Genomic DNA, 24,196 nt, shown 5'->3' on the forward strand with positions numbered 1-24,196 from the left:
TGAAAAATCAGGCCTCAATTATTTTCACCTCCACCTGTATAAATACCTAGTATTTCCTGATATTTCTCAATAAGCTCAAGCGCGTTTGAACGCGCGTGAATGAAATCATCGATCCCGCAAGACCTGAGCTCGCTCACGTGCTCTTTGGGATTTCCGGCGATAAGCACTTTCACATCCGGACTCTCTGCCTTAAGTTCTTTGCAGATTTCCGGTGCCAGGTCCGGATATTCCTTATCTGAGCTGCATATAACGATTATCCTTGCCTCACTTTTTAAAGCGGCTTTGACACCTGTTTCTATGTCCTTGAAGCCGGTGTTTTCGATTATTTTGAAACCCGCGCATCCGAAAAAGTTGCCTGAAAAAGCGGCCCGTGCGCTCCTCATTGACGGGTTCCCCGCGGGAAAGAGGAAAACCTCGGGCGAGTTACCCGTGTCCGATATGTATCTCAATGTGCGTAATCTTATTTTTTCGAAGGGCTCTGCCCCCCTGTAGGGCTTGAGCGGGAGTATCCTGACGTCGTGTTTTACAGGCGCTTCGGGGACTGTATCTCCCAATAAAGCGTTTTTATCCGAGAAATAATCCCTGAGCGCTTCGATTGAATTCAGCTCTTCGGGTTTGATTTCGAGGCCCGATTTTTTGAGTTTCACCTCTTTTCTCCTATCCCCGGTATTTTCAGGCATCTTTTCATTGATGTCAGGATACTGGTTTACCCCCAGAAAAATCTTCTTTCTCGCCGCAATGTCCATATCCCTTTTATTTCTGGTCTTTTCTATCTCATCCTGTATGAAGCCTGATTTAAGCGCCTCGACCACTCCCCCCAGCTCCTCTATTTTAAGGAATGTCTCCCAGGACGCTTCCGCTATCGAATCCGTAAGATTTTCGATGTAATAAGCACCGGCCCCCGGGTCTGTCACCCGGTCGAGATAGGATTCGTTCTTTAATATCAGCTGCGTATTTCGCGCCATCCTTCTTGAGAATTCATCCGGGGTCCTGAAGGTCGAATCCATAGGCTGCACATTCAGGGTCTCGCTTCCTCCGATTGACGCTGCCATCGCCTCCACCGTTGTCCTGAGCATATTTACGTAAGGATCGAAAACCGTCTTGTTCCATGAGGACGTTCTCGTCTCCAATATCATTTTTTTCGAGGATTCGCCGCCGGGTTTGTATTGTTCCGCGATTTTAGCCCAGAGGAGCCTTGCGGCCCGGAGCTTGGCTATCTCCATGAAATAATTTGAGCCCACGGAAAAGGAGAAGCTCATGTGATTCAGTATCATGTCCGGTCTTACGTCCATCGATGTGAGGCGGTCGAGGTACTCTACTCCCGAAGAGAGCGTAAACGCCACTTCCTGCGTGATGGATGCGCCCGAGTTGTGGAAATGGTGGCCGTTCACCTTGAGCACCTTGAATAAAGGCATATGACCGCCGACATAGGAAATTACAGCCGCGAGTTCTTCAAAAGAGTCCTTTTCGCTTCTCGCGAATGTGCCTTTCAGTGCCAGATAACCGAGGGGATCGGCGTCTACGGAGCCCGTCAGCTTTTCAGGCTCGACCCCTGTTTTCTCCGCTTCATTTACGAATAGCGAAAGTATCGCCGCATGAGCGGTTCCGCATTTAAAATGCAAGGGGATTTCCCCGATCGGTATGTTTTTGAGCAGGCCGGACACGTCGTCTTCGCTCTGGATAGGGATTCCTCTCATCAGGCCTTCCCCGGCCTCGCAAATGAAGGTAATGGAATCCGCTCCCTGTTTAATGCTTTCCACAGCCAGCCTGTTAGCGTCTTCTATGTTTTCCGCCGAGATATGATCGTCTATCCTCCATCTGTTATCTCGTGCCCTGATCCCCCTCGCATAAGGGAACTCATTCGGCGCCGAATCCGTAAGGTACTCAAGCCCTGTCAAATCGCGCTCTGTATAGAAGGGCTCCACAGTGAAACCTTCGTAGGGTCTCCAGTTAAGTTTTTGAAGGTCAATACCCTTTAAATCCTTTTCAATCTGACTCTTCCATTCCTCGGGCGTAACGGGCGGGAACTCTTCAAACAGTTTTTTGCTCATATTGTCCGTTTCTTTCGTCTCCTATTGATGCGCTGAACGCTTTGTTTATATATGTTGTCAAACATGGCAACCTCATAATAATAAATAAATCTGAATTCGTTGCAACCGGATTCCTTGACACGGTTTCAGCTTATGTTATTCTGAGGGACTTGTTAAATTGAAAATCAATTTCAATAACCCGGGTTCTTGCTTTATACTTATTCGATAATCACTTTTGAAAACAAGCGGAGGCTTGCGAATTTTCCGATATGAGTTCTATTAAAAGGATATTATTTATATTCCCCCTTATTTTTCCATTGTTTCTTTTCCTGGCTCTGCCCTCCTATTCCTCGACCCCAGCTAAAAGGATACTTTCCCTCGTGGATTACATAGGCGGCGACTATAAGAACGCCGTAAGTAACGGGGAGATAATAAATAATGAGGAATATGAGGAAATGCTTGAGTTCTCGACACAGGTTGGGGAGCTCTTCAGGGGCATGAAATCATCCGGAGGGGACAGGGCTAACGTAGAATCGGACGTGATTGAGCTTCAGGCCCTCATAGCAAATAAATCACCCGCGACGGAAGTCGAATCAATATCCGGAAGAATTAAAGAAAAAATAATCACCTCGTTTAATATCGTTCCCTACCCCCAGAAACGACCCTCTTTTGCCTCGGGTAAAAGGCTTTACGGCGCCAACTGCGCTCAATGTCACGGCACGGAAGGAGCCGGAGACGGGCCGCTTTCATACGGGCTTACCCCGGCGCCAGCGGATTTCACCGACCCTGGCGTGGCTTCGGCGCTCTCGCCGTTTAAACTGCATAACACCATGAGCTTCGGCATCGAGGGCACTGCGATGCCCTCATTTCCCAGGCTCTCGGATGATCAGAAATGGGATGTAGCCTTTTACGTTCTTGCTATGAGGTATGGGGACAGGGCCGTAAGTCAGGGGCGAGAGATTTCCGCGAAAGTACCGGATCGATTGAAGGATTATAAAACACTCGCGACACTCTCGAATGGGGAGCTGCGCGAAAAGCTGGCCTCCTTCGTAGTTAGTGAAGATGATATAGACCATGCCGCCGGGTATTTACGAAGGGATATTCTCGGCAATGAGGAGTCGCGTGAATCTCCTCTCCTGCTCGCAAGCGCCCTGATCGGGGAGTCCGTAAACCTCTATAAGGATGGAATGATTGATCAGGCTTATACAAAGTCGCTTGATGCTTATCTCGAGGGTTTCGAGAGGGTAGAGCCCGATCTTGTGGTTAGGGATAAAGAGCTTGCAGCCGGGATAGAAAATTCGTTCTCCGAATTCAGGAACGCAATCAAGTCGGGCAAGCCGGCAGCCAGGATAGAAGAGCTCGGTGAGCAGATTCAAACGGGGCTTTCAACAGCCGGTCTGACTTTGGAAAACGGTAAACCCGCGAGTAAATATTTATCCTTCATAAACTCTTTTGCTATTATTGTAAGAGAGGGTCTTGAGGCTATTTTAATTATTGCCGCAATAATCGCTTTTATGGGCGCTACGGGCGCCAGGAGCCAGATCAAGTATATTCATTACGGCTGGATTCTGGCTTTGGTCGCGGGTTTTTTTACTTGGCTCCTTGCCAGAACCGTTATTTCAATAAGCGGCGCCCAGAGGGAGGTCATCGAGGGTGTTACCTCCCTTATTGCTGCCGCCGTCCTTTTTTATGTCAGTTACTGGCTTGTCTCCAAGATAGACGTAAGGGTATGGAAGGAATATATACGGGGAAGGGTCGAGAAAGCCCTTTCGCGGGGGAGCGTTTTCGCGCTTGCCAGCGTATCGTTCTTTGCAGTGTACAGAGAAGCGTTTGAAACAGTGCTTTTCTATCAGGCGCTCTGGTTTCAGGCGGAAAACTCTCAAACTCAGGTCATATGGGGTATGGTTGCGGGAGCGGCGTTACTTATAGTTTTATTTTTTGTGATCTTTAAGCTGGCCCTTAGAATTCCTCTTAAATATTTCTTCTCGTTGACGAGCGTATTTCTGTACCTGCTGTCGTTTATTCTGCTCGGAAAGGGTATCAAGGAGCTTCAGGAAGCGGGAATGATCGGCGTTACGCCTCTTGAGTTCCTGCCGCGAATAGACGTGCTGGGTTTCTATCCGACTCTGGAGACCGTCCTGCCTCAGGCAATATTACTCGCGGCGTTCGTATTTGCCCTAATCTGGCTCGAATATGTAAAAAGAGAAAGAGAGAAGAGGGAAATTGCCGTAAGCATATCAAGAATCTCGGAAGACATGAAGTCGATGCACGCGGCGTTCGATCACATCAAGGGTCATATAGTGGAGTGGAGAAGGTGTGAGGATATAGACCTCGAGGCGGAGGATTTGGATAAGAGGATTCAGGATGTGATAAGCTACGTGGATGAGCTTGAAGATAAACTGGGCGATTTCTACAGCGCCGTATCGAGGAATTCCGAACAGATAAAACAGTAAAAAACGATAATTACATGCCGTCTGATTTTCCCCTTTCCTTGTTCGTATCAATATAAACATTTAATATAAATATGTATGAGTGGAAAAGCTGTGGTAATAGTGTCAGGCGGTATCGACAGCACTACACTGTTATATAAAACAGTTAAAAAAGGGTACGGCGCGAGCGCTCTCACCTTTGATTACGGTCAGAAACACGTAAAGGAAATTGAATCGGCTAAATACTTCTGCGACGCGCTTGATGTCCCGCATAAGGTAGTTGATCTCTCCTCAATGAGGGATATTCTCTCGGGCTCCGCCCTTACGGATCCGCTCGTTCAGATACCCGACGTCCCCGAGACTGCGGAGCATTACGACACCTTAAAGACGACAATTGTTCCTAACCGTAACGCCATATTCCTGTCTATCGCTGTCGGATTTGCAGTAAGCTTGGGATGTGAGCATGTATATTTCGGGGCGCATTACTCGGATAGAGGAGTGTATCCCGACTGCAGGAAGGAATTTGTCGAGGCATTCCGGGTTGCCGAAAGACTAGCCACTGACAACGCTGATCTTGAGATAGACGCTCCTTTCGTCGATGTGGAAAAATCGGAAATAGTTAAGCTGGGGGCCGAGCTCGGCGTCCCGTTTGAGAAAACCTGGACATGCTATCAGGGAGGCGAGATTCACTGCGGCGCGTGCAGCTCCTGCAGGGAGAGAAAGAGGGCTTTCAGGGAATCCGCGGTCAAGGACCCTACCGAGTATGAGACATGAAAATAAGCGAGATATTTTTCTCACTTCAGGGAGAGGGTGTGGAGATCGGGCTTCCGACCGTGTTCGTACGTCTCTTCGCCTGCGATTTGAGATGCAGCTGGTGCGATACGATGTATGCGGTCGAAGGCAGGGATTTTAAAAACTTTACCATCGCCGAAGTCGGGCAGGAGATAGAGAAATTCGAATGTAAAAGGGTGTGTATAACGGGAGGCGAGCCGCTAATTCAGAAGAAGGAAGTGGAAGCACTTGCCTGGGGCCTCATAGACAGCGGTTATAATATTGTGCTCGAGACAAGCGGCCACAAGATGCCGCCGCCTGTATTCTGGACGGATAAATGCGTCATCAGCATGGATTGTAAATGCCCCGGCTCGGGCATGCAGGACAGGATGGATCCGAGCCTTTTTGAAAAATTGAGGGGATGCGACCAGCTCAAATTCGTTATCGCCGATGAAACAGATTATGAATACGCAAAGGGAGTCATATCCGGCTATTCTATAAAAGCGAATATTATTTTTCAGCCCGTAGGCGGAGAAGGACTCGGCTGGATAAGCCAAAGAGTGATAGATGAAAGGGTGGAGCGTGTAAGAGTGCTCCCGCAGCTTCACAAAATAATATGGGGAAACAAGAGGGGTGTATAATTATATAGCGGGATTATGGCGTATATTGTTTTTGCGGGCAATCATGTTATAATCCGATTTTAGATTTTATTAAATATATATGGGGTGGTGATTAATGCAGAGGTTAATGATGGAAGATATTAAAGAAAAATACGACTATGAGCCGTTTGCCGATACCGAGGATTACAGGGAGGTTAACGGAGATATTATAAAAAGCTGGGTTGACATTATGCGCCGGAAAGGAGTGGATAGTATCGACGCTATACTGGATATAGCTACGGGCGCGGGCACTATGGTGCAGCTTGTTTTCGACCAGCTGCCCAAGAACTGGAAAGACGCCGCCGTGCTTTGCCTCGATCAGTCAAGCGAGGCTTTGAAGCTCGCTCAATCCAAGTTAGAGAATACTGTCGCGAAATTGAAGTTCGTGCATTCCTCGGTAGAGGATATGAATATCCCCGATGAAAGCATAGACGTCGCAGTCTGGGGAAACGGCATACACTATTTATCTGCAAAAGCGCAGCTCGACAGCATAAAGAGAATCAAAAGAGCGCTTAAACCGGGAGGGTTGTTCTTCTTCAATACGGCCTTTTATGAGGAGGCGAGACCTGCGGATACACTGCCCTTTTATCGCACTCAGGTCAAGAATGCCGTTAAATATTTGCGTGACCGCGGCATAAACAGAGAGAGAGACGACTCCAGAACGGAGGCTTCCAAATTCCTCCCCCGGGCCTACTATGAGCAATTGGTTGAGGAGGCGGGCTTCAAGCTGGTAGAAGCCAAAGAGTTCGCTGTCGATATGCGTAGAGAGGCGTGGGAATACATAAGCTCTTTTCAACAGTACGCTGCCGGCGCCCTGAGGGGCTATCCGGTCGACGAGGCGGTAACGGCTATGAAAGAAGCGGTCCAGCCCGCGCTCGAACAGCACGGCGATACTAACCGGAACGGGGAGCTCTACATTACCCGTAAATGGCTTGCCATAAGCACAGAGGCATAAAATAAAGAATCCTCTCTTATAATTTACTTCTGATTTTTCGATTCGAATTTTAAGAAGTGTACGCCGGAAAGGGTTGTTACATTAAATTGTAGTAATCCAGGCCCAGGTGTGTGATTAGCTCCTCACCCTTAATGTGCCTGAGTGTATTCTTCAATTTCATCAATTGGATAAAGACGTCATGTTCCGGGTAGAGCCCTTTTCCGTGCATGGGGCTTTTAAAGTAAAATGACAGCCACTCCTGAATACCGTCAAACCCCGTCCTCTTTGCCAGGTCCAGAAAAAGCACCAGATCCAGAACGATCGGGGCCGCGAGTATGCTGTCGCGGCAGAGGAAATTGACCTTTATCTGCATCGGGTAATTCAGCCATCCGAATATGTCGATATTATCCCATGCTTCCTTGGCGTCCCCCCTGGGAGGGTAGTAATTGATTCTTACCTTATGGTAGTAATCGGAGTATAGGTCGGGGTGCAGGTCCGGCTGGAATAAATATTCAAGCACCCCAAGCTTGCTTTCTTCCTTGGTTTTGAATGAATAGGGGTCGTCCAGGACCTCTCCGTCCCGGTTTCCCAGTATGTTGGTTGAAAACCATCCTCTAAGCCCTATCATCCTGCTCTTGAGTCCGGGGGCGAGTATGGTCTTCATCAGTGTCTGCCCGGTCTTAAAATCCTTTCCCGAGATCGGCACCTTCTTTTTCTTTGCCAGCTCCGTGAGCGCAGGCACGTCGGCCGACAGGTTCGGCGCGCCGTTAGCGTAGGGAACCCCGCACTGTATTGCGGCGTATGCGTAAATCATGCTCGGAGGAATATCTTTGTGGTTATCTTTTAAACCTTTTTCAAACGAGCTTATAGATTGATGAACTGCGGAAGGTTTAATAAATACCTCGGTGCTTCCGCACCATACCATCACAAGGCGCCTGGCCCCGCTTTCCTTTTTAAACCTTTTTATGTCTTCGATTAACTGCTCGGCGAGGTCCTTCTTTGTCTTGCCCCTTTTTAAATGTTTTCCGTTCAGGTTCTTGACATATTTTCTGCTGAAAACGGCGGGCATAGGCTTTAAAGCCTGAAGAGGCTCTTTCAATTCGTCGACCAGGGATTTATCAAGAACACCCGCTTTAATCGCGGCGTCGTAGCAGCTCTCGGGGAAAATGTCCCATCCCCCGAATACTATGTCGTTCAGATCGGCAAGGGGTATGAATTCCTTGATCAGAGGGGACTTCTTCTCAGTCCTTTTTCCGAGCCTGATCCTTCCAAGTTGAGTCAGTGAGCCTATGGGCTTCCCGAGGCCTCTTTTGATAGCCTCCACGCCCGCAATGAATGTTGTGGCTACGGCCCCGCCCATACCCGGAAGCAAAACCCCTAATTTACCCTCGGGCGATACAATTTTCTTCTCTTTTTTTGGAGTAGATGTTTTTTTTCTTTTGGTGGGCAAAGCGGATATTACCTCTTTGAGAACTGCTGTCCCTTTCTTGCCTTCTTGAGCCCGTACTTCTTTCTTTCCACCATTCTCGGGTCTCTTCTCAGCTGACCCGCTGACTTAAGCGATTTTTTGAAGGATTCGTCCGCCTGAAGAAGCGCTCTCGCCAGACCGTGTCTTACGGCTCCCGCCTGACCGGTGAGACCTCCGCCCTTGACGTCCACTACGACGTTATACTTGCCCTTTGTCTGTGTTGTCTCAAGCGGCTCCAGGGCATGAATCATCCAGGATTCACGGGGGAAATACTCACCCGCTTCACGGTTGTTGATCAGGACTTTGCCATCCCCAGAGCGCAGCCAAACGCGCGCAATTGAAGTTTTCCTTCTTCCGGTTCCGTAATAGTTGATTTCAGCCATTTTTATAAATTAGACCTCCAGTGCTTCAGGCTTTTGAGGTGAGTGCGGATGCTCGTTCCCGGTGTAAATCTTTAATCTGGCAATCAATTTTTTCTGCCATTTATTCTTGGGAAGCATGCCCCAGACAGCTTTTTTAATAATATCTTCAGGATGTTTCTTGGCCAGGTCCTCGGCGGTTATGGATTTTATCCCCCCCGGATAGCCCGTGTGCCAGTAATATTTTTTCTGCTCCCATTTTTTGCCGGTGAAATTTAATTTATCGGCGTTTACAATTATGACGAAATCCCCGGTATCGGCATGTGGGGTGAACTGAGGCTTCTCTTTGCCTCTCAATAAAGCGGCGATTTTTGTGGCGACCCGTCCGACTGTTTTACCTTCTCCGTCGATAAGGTACCATTTTTTCTCAATATCTTCACTTCTGGCCATGTAAGTCTTCATTGTTTTTCTGCCTCTGACCTTACGAGTTAAGCAAATCAATTTACCGATTCCGTGCCGATTGTCAAGCTCCGCTTTTTTCCTCCGATTAATTGGTCTCTAGATTTTATAATGATATAATGATTCCGGTACTTAAAATAATGCATGTTTCACCGCCTGAATCCAAATTAAAATCTCCGGACGGGAAAAAGAGATTCGGGGCCAAACTGCTGGACATACTGGGCCCGGGAGGCGTCATTTCGTCTGCGGATGAGCTGATAGCCTACGATAGCGACGCATTGACCGGATACAGGATCAAGCCCGAGTTTGTGGTATTGCCTGAAAATACAGGGCAGGTCTCGCGTATTATGAGACTTTGCTATGAGGAGAATGTTCCGTACGTCCCTCGCGGGGCCGGAACGGGGCTTTCCGGCGGCGCCCTTCCCGCCGAGAAAGGCGTAGTTATCTCGCTCTCGCGAATGAACAAAATTCTCGAGGTGGACATTCCTAACGAAAGGGTCGTTGTTGAACCCGGTGTTGTTAACCTGTGGGTCACGAACGCCGTAAGTTCCTATGGATATTACTACGCACCCGACCCCTCAAGCCAGATCGTATGCACCATAGGCGGCAATGTAGCCGAGAACTCGGGCGGTGTTCACTGCCTCAAATACGGGGTCACTACGAATCATGTGCTCGGCGTCGAGATGGTTCTTCCCGACGGCGAGGTCATAGAGACAGGCGGTAAAGCCCTTGACCGTCCGGGGTATGATATAACGGGTCTTCTCGTGGGCTCGGAAGGTCTCCTTGGGATAGTGACGAAGATTACACTCAGGATTATAAGAAAGCCCGAATCGGTTAAAACCCTGTTCGCCTCATTTGACCGGGTCGAGGACGCGGGCGCTTCCGTCTCGGGGATAACCGCAAGAGGAGTTATTCCCGCCGGTATGGAAATTATGGACAATCTCTGCATCCGTTCCGTAGAGGAGGCCGTAGGCGCGGGTTATCCGACGGATGCGGGCTCGATACTGCTCGTCGAGCTTGACGGCCCTGTTGCGGAGGTGGAAGCCCATATGCCTATAGTCGAGGAAGTACTCAGGAAAAATAACGCTATTCAGATAAAAGTAGCCAGGGACGCAAAAGAGAGAGAGCTCTTCTGGAAGGGCAGAAAGAACGCCTTTCCCGCAATGGGACGGATAAGCTCCGATTATTATGTTCAGGACGGCGTTATACCGAGAAGCAAGCTCGCCGAGGTGCTTGGCAATATAGGAAAGCTCAGCGAGAAATACGGCCTTAGAGTGGCGAACGTGTTCCATGCAGGCGACGGTAACCTTCACCCTCTGGTCTTATATGATTCCGCAAAGGAGGGCGAGCCTGAAAAGGCCCATGAGCTTGCGGGAAAAATTCTCGAAGTCTGTGTGGATTCGGGGGGGAGCATAACGGGGGAGCACGGTGTGGGTCATGATAAAAAGAGATTTTTGTCGCTTATGTTCGATGAAAACGATCTCGATACCATGAATCTGGTCAGATGCTCCTTTGATTCAAAGGGCCTGTGCAATCCCGGGAAGGTTTTTCCGACGCCGAGGACATGCGTTGAGCCGGGGATGAAGCCTTACAGAGAAAACCCGATTCAAAAATCGGGTCTGGGCGAGATGTACTGATAAACGCTGTTTGAGTGACTCCTGAAATTAAACATTAACAAATCGGCTGCCCGGACATATTGACATGCCTGATTCAAAAATAGTGACACGATTGACGGAAATAGTAGGCCAGAGAAATACCCTTACACGTCAGGACGAGATTGGAGCTTATCAACCCGAGGGCGCCAGGCCGAAAGCAGTTCTGTTCCCCGCTAATATTGAGCAGGTCTCGGAGGTGCTGAGATTTGCCGCAAGTGAATCCCTATCTGTAATACCGGCGGGCTCGGGCACGAAACTGAATTTGGGAAATATCACCGAGGGCGCCGATATTGTGCTCTCCACGAAGAATCTTAACCGTATCATAGAGCACGGGGCGTCAGACCTCGTTGCGACGGCTGAGTGCGGGACTCTCCTTTCCGAGTTTCAGTCCCGCCTGAGAGAACAAAACCAGTTCCTCCCGGTTGATCCCCCTCATCTGCTGTCGGGCGCAACTCTTGGCGGCATCATAGCCTCTAATGACAGCGGCCCGCTCAGACTCGGATACGGGACCATGAGAGAGCTTCTTATAGGCCTGAAAGTCGTCCGGGCAGACGGAACGGTTTTCAAAGGCGGCTCCAAGGTGGTAAAAAACGTTGCCGGCTACGATCTGCCCAAGCTGTTCGTAGGCTCTTTAGGGACTCTGGGGATAATTGCGGAGGCGACATTCAGGCTCTATCCGATCCCGGAGTCATCCAGAACGTGCCTCGTAAGTTTTGATAACCTCGATAACAGCCATGAGTCCGTTATGTCTCTTCTTAAATCCGACCTGGTTATTTCCTCGCTCGAGCATTTAAGCCCCGCCCTCGCAAGCGCGCTCGGCGAAAGGGCCGGGATCGATGTTAAGGGGAATAGTTATACGCTTGCCGTGAGGGTCATGAATGTGGAAAAGGCGGTCCGGGACCAGATGAAGACAATACTCGATCTCTGTAGTAAGGCCGGGGGCTCGGGTGTCATGGTTGAAGGTGAAAAGGAAGAAAAACTCTGGGAAGAGATAAGGGAATTTACCTCAAGGCTCTCGGGTCCGGGGGGAACAGTCGCCAGGGCGAATGTTCTCATAACTGATGTGCCCGGAGTCTTTCGACTGCTTGAAGGTTTCCCGGAACGCTCGGGAATAGAGGTTTACTCATCGGCGAGGGCGGGAAACGGGGTTGTTGCGGTGTCAATGGACGGGGAGAGGGAAGCCCTGGTCAGCTCGTTAAAAGAACTCCGAATTTTTTCGGAAGAAAGGGGCGGAAGTCTCGTGATTTGGGCGGCTGATTCCAATGTGAAAAAAAGGGTAGGCGTGTGGGGTAATATCGGCACGTCCCTGGGCATCATGAAAAGAATTAAACGTAATTTCGATCCGGAAAATATTCTCAATCCGGGGAGACTTGTCTAGAAAGATCAAGACTTCAAATACTACTTGCAGTGCTCTTTCGGCTTGGTTAGGCTATTTGCACTTTTTCCGGGGTTTCATGCTGGTCTTAATAGCACGATGATTCGAAGAGAATATAATAACGGGTGGATTCTGATTACGCAGTACGATCACGCGGTCCTCGCCGGTAGCATTATGTCGAATTGGGGAAACGAGCGGTTTTCCCGCCCCGAGCCTCTTGATGAAGTGCTCTTTGCCGTCCGCGAGCACGACTGCGGATGGAAGAGCTGGGACTCCAGTCCGAAAATCAATCCCGAAAACGGTTATCCCGCTAACTTCATGGAAATGGAGCCCGAAGATCAGTCCGGGATATGGAGCAGCTCTTACGAGTCCCACTCCAAGAGCCACCCGTATGCCTCTTCATTGATTGCGCTCCATTTTGCCAGATTTAACCAGAAAATTTTGAGCAGGGAACCGTCAAACGATGCAGCCAATAATCTTAAGCGCGAGATAAATGAGTTTGTCGCTGATAACCTCGACACTGCTGCGTCAGGCCTGAAGCCAAACGGGATACCCGAGCAAGTGAAAATAAACCTCAGAATAGTTCAGATAGGCGATATTATTTCCCTCAGTCTGTGTCACGGCTGGGACTCTATGAAAATAGCCGCTGCCCCTATAAACTATAAAGGTGAAACCGTAGACCTGAAACTGGAATCCAAGGACGGGTTTAACTATGTTATCTCTCCTTACCCGTTTTCAAAGCCTCTTATCAGCTGCCGGATTATGGGAAAGAGGCTCGACCGGAAATCCTTCGCGAGCGATAGGGAATTAAGACGTTATCTGGAAAGCGCCCGGACCGAATCCCTTGATTTCACCATAAGAAAAGGCTAAGAATTAAGTATGCGGGAAACGGCATTCAGCGCTTTTGACGACACGGATAAACCGAGCCGGGAAATTATAGAAGACTGTGTTCACTGCGGGTTCTGTCTCTCGGCCTGCCCGACATATCTCCAAACGGGTAATGAGCTCGACTCCCCGAGGGGAAGAATTTACCTTATGAAGTCGGCGTCGGAGGGGGAAATCCCCCTTCACGGGTCCCTTGTCAAGCATCTCGACATGTGTCTCGGCTGCCTCGCCTGCGAGCCCGCGTGCCCCTCGGGGGTGCGTTACGGGAGACTCATAGAGGCGGGGAGGTCTCAGATTGAAAGGCGGTATGAAAGGCCTTTTTTCGAAAAGCTGTACCGTTCGTTAATTTTCTCCATATTCCCATATCCCGAAAGACTTAGAGTGCTGCTTCCTTTCTTTTATATCTACCAGAAGCTCGGCATAAGGTCGCTCCTGGGTAGCTCAGGGGTTAGGGCTAAATTACCCTTGAAGCTCGCGCAAATGGAAGAGATGCTTCCCGAAGTGACGTCCCCAGTCGTACGGTCGGCGCTACCTCGGGTCATACCTGCCAGAGGGGAGCGCCGCCACCGTGTGGCTCTACTTACCGGATGCGTGCAGAGCGTATTTTTCGCTAAGACGAACGAGGCGACTGTTAGTGTTTTAACCGAGAACGGATGCGAGGTCGTGGTGCCTCAAAACCAGGGCTGCTGCGGTGCGCTATCGGTTCACTCGGGAAGATTATCTGAAGGGAGAGAGTTCGCTAAACTTCTGATTGAGGAGTTTGAAGGCCTTGAGGTCGATGCGATAATCGTTAATTCCGCCGGCTGCGGCTCTACTATGAAAGAGTACGGGGAGATTCTCAGGGAGGACGCCGAATTTGCCGGGCGCGCCGGGGAAATGAGCGGCAGGACGAGAGACATCATGGAATTTCTGTCTGAAATCGGCCTTGCAGGTGGGCTTAAAGAGCTTAATTTAAAAGTTACATATCAGGACGCGTGTCATCTCGGGCACGCGCAGAAGATAAAAGATCAGCCCAGAGATATATTGAAACAGATTCCCGGACTAGAGTTAGTGGAGCTTTCGGAATCGGACCTCTGCTGCGGAAGCGCCGGTATATATAATCTCGTCGAGCCCGAAATGTCCCGGAGGCTTTTAGAGCGAAAGACGGGACACCTGAAAAATACGGGCGCGGATATTCTCGTTGCCGGTAATCCCGGCTGCCTGCTACAGATACAGAAGGGGATAAAGCAACACGGGCTTAATATCAGAACCGCGCACCCCGTCGAGCTACTGGACTGGTCTTATAAAGGCGAATCGGGCTTACCTTAGATTAAACTCACCAGCTAATACCGCGGTTTTTCACTTCCCCCAACATAGCCTTAAGCGGCTTATTTTCCGCGACCCAGTAGCTTCCCTGATTGTCGTTCTTGAACACAGGGTTTGAAATTTCGCATACACTGAGAACTTTTTCGCAGGAAAGCCCTTCGACCGAGTCCTCGTTCATCTTCGAGCAGTTGAGGGCGAAACCGTTCTTATTGACAGCAAAGGCGGACCAGCTCCCTGGATTTATATTAGAAGCCCAACCCGCGCTTGCTCCCGGGTCCTTGCCGACCGGGTGGTTTAACCATATATCCTTTTCCGAAATATTATGAAACAGGTAGAGGGCCTGCCCGGACCCGGTATTTAATATCAAATCGTTCTCACGGAACTCGAAGCCCGACCGGACGCAGCCTTCGGGGAAAGCGTATTTCGAGTCCTCCGCGCTACAGTTCGTAAATGAAACCAGTGTTAAAATTGCTACCAAGATTGTCGGGATTGCTTTTGGTTTAGTCATAACTTCCTCCGTATCGATACTTTGATTCAAAGTTTACTCGAAAGCCTTTTTTTTTAAATAATAGATTGCATTTAGCATAGCCCGGACCCTTCAGTTATGATATTACGCAAATTAGTCCGATGGAGGAGCGGCGGAATGAAATATCTCCACCTGTCTGTATTTATACTTTTTTTTGCCCTTATGTTTAACTCGTGCGACGAAACCGACGATATATTTGGGTCCTCCAACGTAGATCCACTTATTGACGGGGAAGTAGCGGAAGCCCAGACCTATGACCTTAGGACCCCCGTTTACGGGATGCAGGTGGCGATAGACAGCCGTGTCAACAGCGGCACTCAAAGCGTGCTCGACCTTCTGGATAACAGGGCTACGCAGTTTCTGAATTGTCAGTTTATGGAGGGGGCCGAGCTTGGGTTTGAGACTGTAATGCTGGAAAACGGCACAATGGTTCCACCGCTATCGGACCTCAGGGTTTACGTGGTCCCGAGAAGGTTTGAATGCGATGCGGTGGATCGTGACGTGTGCTCCGGCATATATTTTTTCTCGATCGACGCGATAGTGATTGCCGAAGGAGGCTTTTTGGGCTGCGGAGAATTCGCGGTCTGGAAGCACGAGCTTGGACACAGATACGGAATGGACGCCGATCACAGCAACCAGTCCGATTTCGAGCCCTGCATAAATGCCCAGAATTGTAACGCCGGCGATTTGTTCGACTAGACTTTGATTACTGCGATTCTCGGGGCTGGTACTATCATTTTGATCCTCTGCGCAACAGCGCCCATATAGCCATGTTTATGCCGAAACAGAGCGCGATAAGAAGCGCTACCGTATACATGAAAAACCTGCGGGGCATAATGTAGAACGAAAGATCGTACTTGTTATTCATCCACAGGTCGTTTTTAAAGATGAGCGGGTGGAAAATGTCCTTCCAGAAAGTACCGAAGAACGGGAGCACGACCAAAAGGAAGAGAATTATTATTGCGTTCGCCAGCGCGTAGCGGGACGCGCGTCTGCGATCAAATGTGAGGAAAATCAGAACGGCAGCGGCAAGCCCTCCGATCAGCAGCTTGTCGAATATTCCGCGCACTTCCTCGAGATGCGTCTTTTCCTTCCAGGTCCAAAAGTGTAGAAGTCCCTCCCCCTGGTGCCGGAAATAGGCTGTAAGCTCTTCAATTCCCCTGTAGGCGTCGTCATATCCGATTTTGTCGCAGCGGTCATGCCATCCGCAGTTAATCTTCATCCATTGGGGCATGTAAAAAGTCAGCGACATAGGTATATAGAATGTTAGATAGAGCAGAGAGATGAAAAGTGCTATTCCCTTAAGTTTATTAAGAATTCTCATGACATAAAGTATGACGGTCGGAGCTATGTTTTATCATTGTAAACTGGGAAGAACATAACAATCGGATCTTTTCTTTGCCGTTAATCAAGTTCTTCGGACTCGGGTTTTAATGAATAACTTAAAACAAAGTATCCTGCAATTGCCGCCAGAAACGAACCGACAAGGATACCCAGACGCGCCGAAATTCCCGCGTCCGCAACGCCTGAATCAAAAGCAAGGGTGCTTATGAACAGGCTCATCGTGAAGCCGATTCCGCATAGAATTGAGGTTCCGTACAGGGAAAGCCAGCTAATATCGTCGGGGAGTTTCGCCAGCCCGAATTTGACAGCGAGTTTTGAAAACCCGAAAACGCCAATTTGCTTCCCGATAAAAAGGCCAAGCGCGACCCCTATCGGGATCGGCTCGAATAGAGTCCTGAAAGACATTCCCTCAACCGATACGCCCGCGTTGGCGAAAGCAAAAATCGGCATAATGCCGAAGGCTATCCATGGATGAAGCGAGTGCTCCATATCACGAAGCGGGCAGGGTTCGTTTTCTTCGGTTCTCATAGGGATACAAAAAGCGAGCACAACGCCTGCTAAAGTCGCGTGCACGCCGGATTTTAATACGCAGATCCATAGAATCACTCCAACTATAACGTAAGCGGCTATTCTTTTGACACCTGTCAAATTCATAACTATGAGTACCGCGACCGCGATTCCCGCCAGCAAGAGAGAGAGGAGAGAGAGTTTTCCCGAATAGAATATGGCTATGATTACTATTGCGCCCAGGTCGTCGATAATTGCCAGTGTCAGCAGAAAAAGCTTTAGAGAGATCGGGACCCGCGAGCCCAGTAGGGCCAGAATCCCGAGCGCGAAAGCTATATCTGTCGCGGCGGGTATAGCCCAGCCGTTAAGCGCTTCCGGATTATTGGCATTGAATAAAAGGTATATGAGGGCGGGCACGACCATCCCGCCTACCGCTGCTATTCCCGGGAGGGCCACCTGCGAGAGGCTTGAAAGCTGGCCGTCCAGTATTTCTCGCTTCACCTCAAGGCCGATAAGAAGGAAAAAGATGGCCATGAGTCCGTCGTTTATCCAGAGGAGCAGGGGTTTTGCGAGTTGAAGGGCTCCTATCTTCACCTCGACAGGCGTATCGAGCAGGAGGTCATACAGGTTTGAGAGGGGAGAGTTATTGAGAATAAGGGCGAGCACTGCAGCCCCCACGAGTATTATCCCGCTTGCGGACTCCAGTTTCAAAAACTCCCTGATTGCGTTAACAGCGCGGCCTGATCTTACTACCATAGTTGATTAATCCTCAATCGAGATCAAAGATTATACGCTACGGGATATTCAATATCAAAATGTCCTTTATGCGGTTGGGTTTGCCGGGCATGGACGCGGGTTTTGAAGAAAAACAGCGTATGTGTTAATATCCTGAATCTTGTAAAGCCTATGAAACAGCGGAGCCTCTAATGGAAATTGGCTATTTTACAATGCCGCTTCATCCTGCGGGTTCGAATCTGACTGAAACCCTCGATCATGATCTGGAGCAGCTTGTTGTTCTCGATGAGCTCGGATACAGGGAAGCCTGGATAGGTGAGCATTTTACTGCGGGCTGGGAGAACATCCCGGCGCCCGACCTCCTCATAGCCAAGGCCATTCCTCTCACGAAAAATATAATCCTCGGCACGGGGGTGTCGTGTCTTCCTGATCATGACCCGTTCGTGCTCGCGCACAGGATTGCCGTTCTGGACCACCTTGCCAAGGGAAGATTTTACTGGGGTGTAGGAGCGGGGAGCTTCATAGGCGACTTCGAGGCGTTCGGCATCGATCCCAGAGCGGGAGAGCACAGAGAGCTGACGGACGAGTCCCTGAAATTTATCCTGAATCTCTGGAACGACCCGAAACCCGGCGTGTACCGGAACAGCAGATGGAAATTCACCGTGCCTCTGCCTCAGGAGGATGTGGGGCTCGGAGTTCACACGAAACCCTACCAAAAACCGCATCCGCCGATAGCGGTTGCGGGTATCACGGAGGGCTCGGGAACCCTCAGAATCGCGGGAGCAAACGGATGGATTCCGATGAGTATAAACTTCGTCACGAGAGATATACTCAGAAGCCATTGGAAGTCGGTAGAAGAGGGCGCTCTCGCCTCGGGAAAGACGCCCGAGAGGTCGCTATGGAGGGTGGCGAGGGACATTTATGTGGCGGAGACCACGGAGGAAGCGCGTAGGGACGTAACGGAGGGGACACTTTCGAGAGACTTCACGGATTATTTTTTCAAAATGGTTCCCAAGATCAGGGGCAATCTTGATATCTTTAAAACGGACAAGTCTATGTCGGATGCTCAGGTCACTCCCGATTACATGATGGACAATCTATGGGTTGTCGGAAGCCCGGATGACGTAGCGGAGAGGATAAGAGAATTATTTGAGTATGTCGGAGGCTTCGGTGTGCTTCTGGCAATGGGTCATGAATGGAAGCCCAGGGACAAATGGGTGAGGTCGATGAAGCTTTTAAAAGAAGAAGTAATGCCCCGTCTTCGAGATTTAACCCTTTCTGCATAGTATATTGAATCCGTGAGAACAAATTATTGATATTCTATTTCCTGTTCGGTAAGTCTTTACTCATAACCAAAATTTAAATAAGCGCTCAAAATTTCTATAGTCGATTAATAACAGTAATATGCAAAGAGAATACTGGTTTTTAATTTTAGCGGGGATCTTCTACGGCACAATCACGCCGGGCGGACAGTTTTTAATGGAAAGGGGACTGTCGATGTTCGAGGTTTCCTTTTACAGGTCTCTCCTGGTTTTCCTGATATTGCTACCTGTTGTGCTTCTCCGGCGCCGGTATGTGATGGAACGGAGCAAGGTTGCCTTTTATGCTCTTTACGGGCTCATAGGGGGCTTGCTCGAGCTTATGATGTTCTCAGGGATTGCTTTGGGGGTCCCTGTCGCGATTGTGGTGCTGCTTCTTTATACGCAGCCGATATGGACTGTCTTTATCGGGAGAGTGATGCTCGGAGAGAAGATTACTTTCGTAAAAATAGCCTCTGTAATTCTGGGTCTATTCGGTCTTGTGTTTCTGCTCGGATCCTGGGAGGCCGGGTCCGGAGGGTCTTACGCCGGTATTCTGTGCTCGCTTGCAAGCGGCGTCCTTCTCTCCTTCTGGGTTATTTTAGGCAAAAGAAGCGCTATGCTCGATCAGCATTATATTACAACCACATTCGGCTGGTCCGGATTCGCGTTTGTTTGGCTTCTCATATTGCTTCCCGTTACGAGGATTATGGTAACCGATGAGACGCTTACCGGGTTTTCTCTTGATCTCTCAGCGCCCAACTTTACCTATTTGATTATTTTCGCTTCTTTGGGAGGCGCCATTCCCCATTTGCTATTTTACAGAGCGCTTGAGAAGATTACGGCTTCAGTGGCGGGGATTGTACTTCTTCTCGAGCCCGTTAGCGCGACTATACTGGCATGGATTTTCTTCTCGCAAAGCATCGGATTTTATATACTGCTCGGAGGGGTTTTTATTCTAATTTCGAATTATATCGTAATTCGTGAATCGAGGAATGAAACGCCCGTATTCTGACCGGGTTCGGCTCTTGTCTTTAATCGCTTTCAACCGGCGTGCCGTGTCCGGATATATCCGAGGAATTGACAACTTTGTTTATTCCGTCCGCATTTATAACGGCAAGCCCGTTTAACCTGAGTATGGTATCAAAGAATATCAACACATCTTCCTTCCTCATACCTCCCTCGGGTGTGATTATGCTAACCTTCCCGGGCTTTACCGAACTGTCAATTACATACGCTTCACCGGTAATTTCGCTTACCGCCTTTATAAGGTCGATTATGTCCATTTCATTCTCGAGATGGACTATGCCGTCTTCGGATACATATTTTTTCTGTTCGGTGGTTTCGGTGATGTTTTCGGTCTGTCCCCGAACCTCCTTCCGGGAGTTAAAGCTTTGCGGAGGATGTGCCAGTATATCAAGGAGCAGAAATATAATGAGGTAATTTATGATTCTGTAATTCATGTTCTCTTTCGGTCTTCATATAGCGAGTCAAACGGCTAAACCGATATAATGTTATCCTCTCACAGATGCGCGTGAGTTGAAATTAAATCATAAGTCGGGGGCTCTCTCGTTTATTCTTTTTACCCTGGCCGTCCTTCTCTCTTTTCTTTCCTCGGCCTTTTTCCAAAGCCTTCTTTCCTCCGGTGTCTCGGGCTCGAACACCGGGACCTGTTTCGGCGAGCCGTCCTTACCCAGATGTACGAATGTCAAAAATGCGGTACAGGTATGTTTTTGCTCGCCGGTCATAATGTCTTCCGAAATGACTTTGATTCCGACTTCAAGCGAGGAGTTCCCTACGTAGGTGATACCTGCCTTGAAGATTATGATATCGCCGACCCTGATAGGCGAGTAGAAATACAGGTCGTCAAGCGAGCCTGTCACCAGCACGCCCTTTACAAACCTCATAGCCAGAATGGCCGCCGTCTCGTCGAGTTCCAGCATGAGTTTCCCTACCGACATGAAATTTCCGTAGAAGCTGTCTTCCGGAAGCACGACCTTTGTGGTCTCGAGCCGCATCCTGACTATCTCGGTCTCGTCTATTATGTTCTTTGCCTGATCGTCCCTCTTTGCTATCCGGGAAAGCCTGCCCTCTCTCCTCTTCTGCGCTTCCATAAACGTCGACATTTCGTTCTCGTCAGCTGGTGTTATCTTCTCCTCTATCTTCCTTGGCTTTCCGTCGCTATCGACGGCGATAAAAGCCATGTGAGAAACTGTCGCAAGCTTTTTCTCCCCCGTAACCGTATTCTCCGAGTGTACTGTCAAACCTAATTCCATGGAGCTTGACCCTATATACTCCACAATGCTTTCCAAAGTCACTATTTCTCCTACTTTTACCGGGTTTACAAAGTCTATGCTGTCCGTCGCTCCGAGAACGGTTATACCCCTTGCAATGCGTGACGAGTTTACGCTTCCCGCAAGCATTATCCAGTCCATCAGTCTTCCGCCGTACAGGGTTCCGAGTATATTCGCATGCTCGGGGAATACGAACTGAACCATCTGGTGTGTTGTCTCTTTTATAGAGGGCATTGGCAGTTCCGTTCTGTTTCAGCTGGTAAAATCGTCATTATTATAAACATTGATCCGAATTAAATCCATTAAAGGCAATTAATCGTATTTTTAACTATTCTCTCCTCCGGAACCGGTATCGCGAATTTCGCCAGGTTGCTCCTGTTGCGGCTCTTCTTTATCCAGATGTACGTCCATCTGGGGAAAGGGAATCGAGATGCCGTTCTCATCGAATGCGATTTTTATTTTTTCAGTCAGCTCCCATTTTACCGCCCAGTAATCCGAAGTGTTGACCCAGGGACGGACCACGAAATTTACGCTGCTGTCCGCTAGCTCGTCGACCGCGACTACGGGCGCGGGCAGGCTGTGTATACGCCCCTCCGATTTCAGAATGTTCTCTATGATCTCCTTTGCCTTTTTTATGTCGTCGTCGTATCCGATTCCGAAGACCATATCTATACGCCTCGTATCCATAGCCGAATAGTTCGTTATGACCCCTGAGTAAATTGCTCCGTTAGGGACGACAACCTGCCTGTTGTCGGGCGTTTTAAACGTGGTGCTGAATATAGCAATATTTTCGACTGATCCTGAAGTGCCGCCCGCGTCGACGTAGTCCCCTTCTCTGAAGGGCCTGAACGTGATCAGCATCACGCCTGCTGCAAAGTTTTTAAGAGAATCCTGGAGAGACAAACCGATAGCGAGTCCCGCGGCACCTATAAGAGCGATTAACGACGTAGTGTTGATTCCCAGCTGGTTCAGCGCCATAATGATGACGATTAGTAAAAGAATCCATGCGACTATTGAAGAAAGAAAGTTTATCAATATAGTGTCAACTTTGGCGTTCGTTAATACTTTTCTGACTAGTCCGTTCAGTAAATTGGCTATGTACCGGCCGAGGATAAATATTATTACGGCAAGAATTATATTTTTACCCCAGGGTATGAGGTAGGTTGTTATTAGCTCGTTAATATTTATAGATTCAAGAATGTTCATAGATTCAAACATTTTATCTATCTCTCCTCCGATTAATTGGTAAATTGCAGTTTACAGGACATTAAATTAATTGCACGGGTTCAATAAGTCAAAAGCGGGGTTTGTACGCTATGGCATGGGGAATCGATTAAGCGAATTCCCGACGCCGATCCGGCGTGAGCACGGAAAATTTTCATGAAGCCGGCACCCTATTGCACTTTATGTTATTAAAAACATAAACTGACGCATTTTGGATATATTGACAAATTTTGTCATATTTTTCTCTTATTATTTCCCTGTGGAAATTTAATGGCTAAAAAAATTATGTTAAATGAATGTCTTATGCGTAATACTTTTTGATGGCATGTTTATTGTAATATTTGTTATTAAGCTAATTGAAACTTTGATATCAGTATAATAATATGATAAAAAATTATCTCCAGAAATTACAAGAGAATACGGCATAAGATAACGCCGGTTACTTCGAACCGAGTAGGGAAATACTGGTTTCCCGTTAAAGTTGATACACAAAAATAGATAAATATATTTACTGCCGCCGGAGAATTGCACAGACCATGAAAGATAATATTAAGATATTGCTGATTGAGGATAACCTGGATTATGCGCAGCTTATAAAAAGGATTCTCACCAAGAAAACGTCTTCCTACATGCACGTGGAACACCACGATACATTTACTAAAGGGTACGAGCGGGCGGGTAAAGGGGAACTTGATTTGATCCTCCTTGATCTCAACCTGCCTGACAGCGGGAATACCGATACCCTCTTAGCCATAAGTGAGGTAACTGAGGTTCCGATAATAGTTCTCACGGGAACCGATGACGAAGCCCAGGCTCTAAAAGCGGTTCAGATGGGTGCTCATGATTATTTGATGAAGGGGCAGGTCGACGCGGGACTTCTCGTTCGTTCGATAACGTACGCAATTGAGCGTAAAAAAGCCGATGATGCTCTTAAGAGAACTGAAGAAAGATTCAGGATGATGATTGAGAACGCGCTTGACTTAATAACGATACTCAATATCGACGGTACGATGAGCTACGTAAGTCCGTCGCACAAAAATTTAATCGGTTACGACGATAAAGAGCTTCTCGGGAAAAGGATTTTTGATTTTATACATCCCGAGGACTTGCCCCGCGTGATGGATATTTTTACGCAGGGGCTTCAAAGCGGCGGAACTCTGTATTCGGTGGAATTCAGAGTGAGACATAAAGAGGGTAATTGGATTACTCTGGATTCTATGGGGAAACTCTTCCCTCCCGAATCAGGAGAAATCGGGGTTATAGTTAACTCCCGCGATGTGACGGAGCGCAAGAAGATAGAGGAACGGTTACGCAATCTTTCAATAACCGACGATCTTACGGGGCTTTATAACAGAAGGGGGTTTATGACATTCGCTGACCATCATCTTAAAGCGGCCGAGAGAAGGACGGAGCAGATATTGCTTGTTTTAATCGATGTCGACGGGTTAAAACAGATTAACGATGCGCACGGACATGGAGCGGGCGACCAGGCTCTGGTTGATACTGCGGGGGTCATAAAACAGACATTCCGCAGCTCGGATGTAACTGCTCGTGTGAGCGGCGACGAGTTTGTCGTGCTCACTACCGATACGGACGGCAAGGGTATGGAGTCGATAAGGGAACGTTTAAAGGAAAATTTTGAAAAATCCAACTCCGCCAAAAGAAGGCCATTTCGTCTTGCCGCCAGTTTCGGGGTAGCTGTTTACGATCCTCATTCTCCGACTTCAATAGACAGGCTGATGAGTCAGGCCGATGAATTAATGTACGAAGAAAAGCATAGCAAGGGCATAGGCTGTGAAGGAAAGCTTATAAGTATGGATAAGTTTACAAAATAGGTTAATTAATCTTGTCTCTCGTCTGCGCATGAGTTCTCGGTCTCTGGGCAGAGTCAGCACCCCCACTATTTATAACAATTTAGGGCATAATTTTTAATTATATT

The 24,196-nt window shown here is 48.6% G+C and carries 22 protein-coding genes; 12 read left to right on the forward strand and 10 right to left on the reverse strand.

The window, feature by feature from the left end; genetic code table 11:
• Positions 1-14 precede the first annotated feature (14 nt).
• A complete protein-coding gene (locus RIG61_09185; GenBank protein MEQ9619332.1) occupies positions 15-2,051 on the reverse strand; it encodes a methylmalonyl-CoA mutase family protein in 2,037 nt (678 codons plus the stop codon).
• A gap of 248 nt (positions 2,052-2,299) precedes the next feature.
• Here RIG61_09185 and RIG61_09190 point away from each other — a divergent pair, with 248 nt between their 5' ends.
• From RIG61_09190 to RIG61_09205, 4 genes are all read left to right on the forward strand, one after another.
• The gene (locus RIG61_09190; protein MEQ9619333.1) at positions 2,300-4,483 is read left to right on the forward strand and encodes a cytochrome c/FTR1 family iron permease; all 2,184 of its coding nucleotides are present in this window, start codon (positions 2,300-2,302) and stop codon (positions 4,481-4,483) included.
• A gap of 75 nt (positions 4,484-4,558) precedes the next feature.
• Complete coding sequence (gene queC, locus RIG61_09195) at positions 4,559-5,233, forward strand: 7-cyano-7-deazaguanine synthase QueC (protein MEQ9619334.1); 675 nt, start codon at positions 4,559-4,561, stop codon at positions 5,231-5,233.
• Positions 5,230-5,871 carry a radical SAM protein gene (locus tag RIG61_09200; protein MEQ9619335.1) on the forward strand — a complete coding sequence of 214 codons (642 nt, stop codon included), beginning with the start codon at positions 5,230-5,232 and terminating at the stop codon, positions 5,869-5,871. The genes queC and RIG61_09200 overlap by 4 nt, the downstream gene beginning before the upstream one ends.
• A 94-nt stretch (positions 5,872-5,965) precedes the next feature.
• Positions 5,966-6,844 carry a class I SAM-dependent methyltransferase gene (locus RIG61_09205; GenBank protein ID MEQ9619336.1) on the forward strand — a complete coding sequence of 293 codons (879 nt, stop codon included), beginning with the start codon at positions 5,966-5,968 and terminating at the stop codon, positions 6,842-6,844.
• Positions 6,845-6,920: 76 nt separating this feature from the next.
• Here the strand turns inward: RIG61_09205 and RIG61_09210 are convergent, their stop codons facing one another.
• From RIG61_09210 to rplM, 3 genes are read right to left on the reverse strand one after another with little or no spacing between them, the layout of a single operon-like run.
• Complete coding sequence (locus tag RIG61_09210) at positions 6,921-8,225, reverse strand: inositol-3-phosphate synthase (GenBank protein MEQ9619337.1); 1,305 nt, start codon at positions 8,223-8,225, stop codon at positions 6,921-6,923.
• A gap of 56 nt (positions 8,226-8,281) precedes the next feature.
• The gene (gene rpsI, locus RIG61_09215; GenBank protein ID MEQ9619338.1) at positions 8,282-8,674 is read right to left on the reverse strand and encodes a 30S ribosomal protein S9; all 393 of its coding nucleotides are present in this window, start codon (positions 8,672-8,674) and stop codon (positions 8,282-8,284) included.
• A gap of 9 nt (positions 8,675-8,683) precedes the next feature.
• A complete protein-coding gene (rplM, locus tag RIG61_09220; protein MEQ9619339.1) occupies positions 8,684-9,112 on the reverse strand; it encodes a 50S ribosomal protein L13 in 429 nt (142 codons plus the stop codon).
• A gap of 116 nt (positions 9,113-9,228) precedes the next feature.
• Here rplM and RIG61_09225 point away from each other — a divergent pair, with 116 nt between their 5' ends.
• From RIG61_09225 to RIG61_09240, 4 genes are all read left to right on the forward strand, one after another.
• Positions 9,229-10,746: an FAD-linked oxidase C-terminal domain-containing protein gene (locus tag RIG61_09225; protein ID MEQ9619340.1), complete on the forward strand. Its 1,518-nt coding sequence runs from the start codon at positions 9,229-9,231 to the stop codon at positions 10,744-10,746.
• Between the two features lie 64 nt (positions 10,747-10,810).
• Positions 10,811-12,142: an FAD-binding oxidoreductase gene (locus RIG61_09230; GenBank protein ID MEQ9619341.1), complete on the forward strand. Its 1,332-nt coding sequence runs from the start codon at positions 10,811-10,813 to the stop codon at positions 12,140-12,142.
• Between the two features lie 96 nt (positions 12,143-12,238).
• On the forward strand, positions 12,239-13,009 hold the full coding sequence (locus tag RIG61_09235) for a DUF3891 family protein (GenBank protein ID MEQ9619342.1): 771 nt from the start codon (positions 12,239-12,241) through the stop codon (positions 13,007-13,009).
• Positions 13,010-13,018: 9 nt separating this feature from the next.
• Positions 13,019-14,332 (forward strand): heterodisulfide reductase-related iron-sulfur binding cluster, encoded by a 1,314-nt coding sequence (locus tag RIG61_09240; protein MEQ9619343.1) that lies wholly within the window; start codon positions 13,019-13,021, stop codon positions 14,330-14,332.
• A 7-nt stretch (positions 14,333-14,339) separates the two neighbouring features.
• On the opposite strand, the gene RIG61_09245 is transcribed toward RIG61_09240, so the two are convergent.
• Positions 14,340-14,837 (reverse strand): hypothetical protein, encoded by a 498-nt coding sequence (locus tag RIG61_09245; GenBank protein ID MEQ9619344.1) that lies wholly within the window; start codon positions 14,835-14,837, stop codon positions 14,340-14,342.
• A 135-nt stretch (positions 14,838-14,972) separates the two neighbouring features.
• On the opposite strand from RIG61_09245, the gene RIG61_09250 reads away from it, so the two are divergent.
• The gene (locus tag RIG61_09250; GenBank protein MEQ9619345.1) at positions 14,973-15,554 is read left to right on the forward strand and encodes a hypothetical protein; all 582 of its coding nucleotides are present in this window, start codon (positions 14,973-14,975) and stop codon (positions 15,552-15,554) included.
• 34 nt (positions 15,555-15,588) lie between these two features.
• Here the strand turns inward: RIG61_09250 and RIG61_09255 are convergent, their stop codons facing one another.
• A complete protein-coding gene (locus RIG61_09255; GenBank protein MEQ9619346.1) occupies positions 15,589-16,179 on the reverse strand; it encodes a DUF1461 domain-containing protein in 591 nt (196 codons plus the stop codon).
• An 80-nt stretch (positions 16,180-16,259) separates the two neighbouring features.
• Complete coding sequence (gene nhaA / locus RIG61_09260) at positions 16,260-17,462, reverse strand: Na+/H+ antiporter NhaA (GenBank protein MEQ9619347.1); 1,203 nt, start codon at positions 17,460-17,462, stop codon at positions 16,260-16,262.
• 170 nt (positions 17,463-17,632) lie between these two features.
• Here nhaA and RIG61_09265 point away from each other — a divergent pair, with 170 nt between their 5' ends.
• Positions 17,633-18,727 carry an LLM class flavin-dependent oxidoreductase gene (locus RIG61_09265; GenBank protein MEQ9619348.1) on the forward strand — a complete coding sequence of 365 codons (1,095 nt, stop codon included), beginning with the start codon at positions 17,633-17,635 and terminating at the stop codon, positions 18,725-18,727.
• Positions 18,728-18,845: 118 nt separating this feature from the next.
• Positions 18,846-19,754: a DMT family transporter gene (locus RIG61_09270; protein ID MEQ9619349.1), complete on the forward strand. Its 909-nt coding sequence runs from the start codon at positions 18,846-18,848 to the stop codon at positions 19,752-19,754.
• 19 nt (positions 19,755-19,773) lie between these two features.
• Here the strand turns inward: RIG61_09270 and RIG61_09275 are convergent, their stop codons facing one another.
• The 3 genes from RIG61_09275 to RIG61_09285 all read right to left on the reverse strand — a co-directional run bounded on the left by RIG61_09275 (position 19,774) and on the right by RIG61_09285 (position 22,251).
• Positions 19,774-20,202, reverse strand: coding sequence for a hypothetical protein (locus RIG61_09275; GenBank protein ID MEQ9619350.1), 429 nt, complete (start codon positions 20,200-20,202; stop codon positions 19,774-19,776).
• 87 nt (positions 20,203-20,289) lie between these two features.
• The gene (locus RIG61_09280) at positions 20,290-21,267 is read right to left on the reverse strand and encodes an acyl-CoA thioesterase (protein ID MEQ9619351.1); all 978 of its coding nucleotides are present in this window, start codon (positions 21,265-21,267) and stop codon (positions 20,290-20,292) included.
• A gap of 90 nt (positions 21,268-21,357) precedes the next feature.
• Positions 21,358-22,251: a mechanosensitive ion channel gene (locus tag RIG61_09285; GenBank protein MEQ9619352.1), complete on the reverse strand. Its 894-nt coding sequence runs from the start codon at positions 22,249-22,251 to the stop codon at positions 21,358-21,360.
• 542 nt (positions 22,252-22,793) lie between these two features.
• On the opposite strand from RIG61_09285, the gene RIG61_09290 reads away from it, so the two are divergent.
• On the forward strand, positions 22,794-24,092 hold the full coding sequence (locus tag RIG61_09290) for a diguanylate cyclase (GenBank protein MEQ9619353.1): 1,299 nt from the start codon (positions 22,794-22,796) through the stop codon (positions 24,090-24,092).
• Positions 24,093-24,196 lie beyond the last annotated feature (104 nt).

It is taken from the genome of Deltaproteobacteria bacterium, assembly GCA_040223695.1.
In the GTDB taxonomy this organism is placed as follows: Bacteria; Desulfobacterota_D; UBA1144; order Nemesobacterales; family UBA2774; genus JAVKFU01.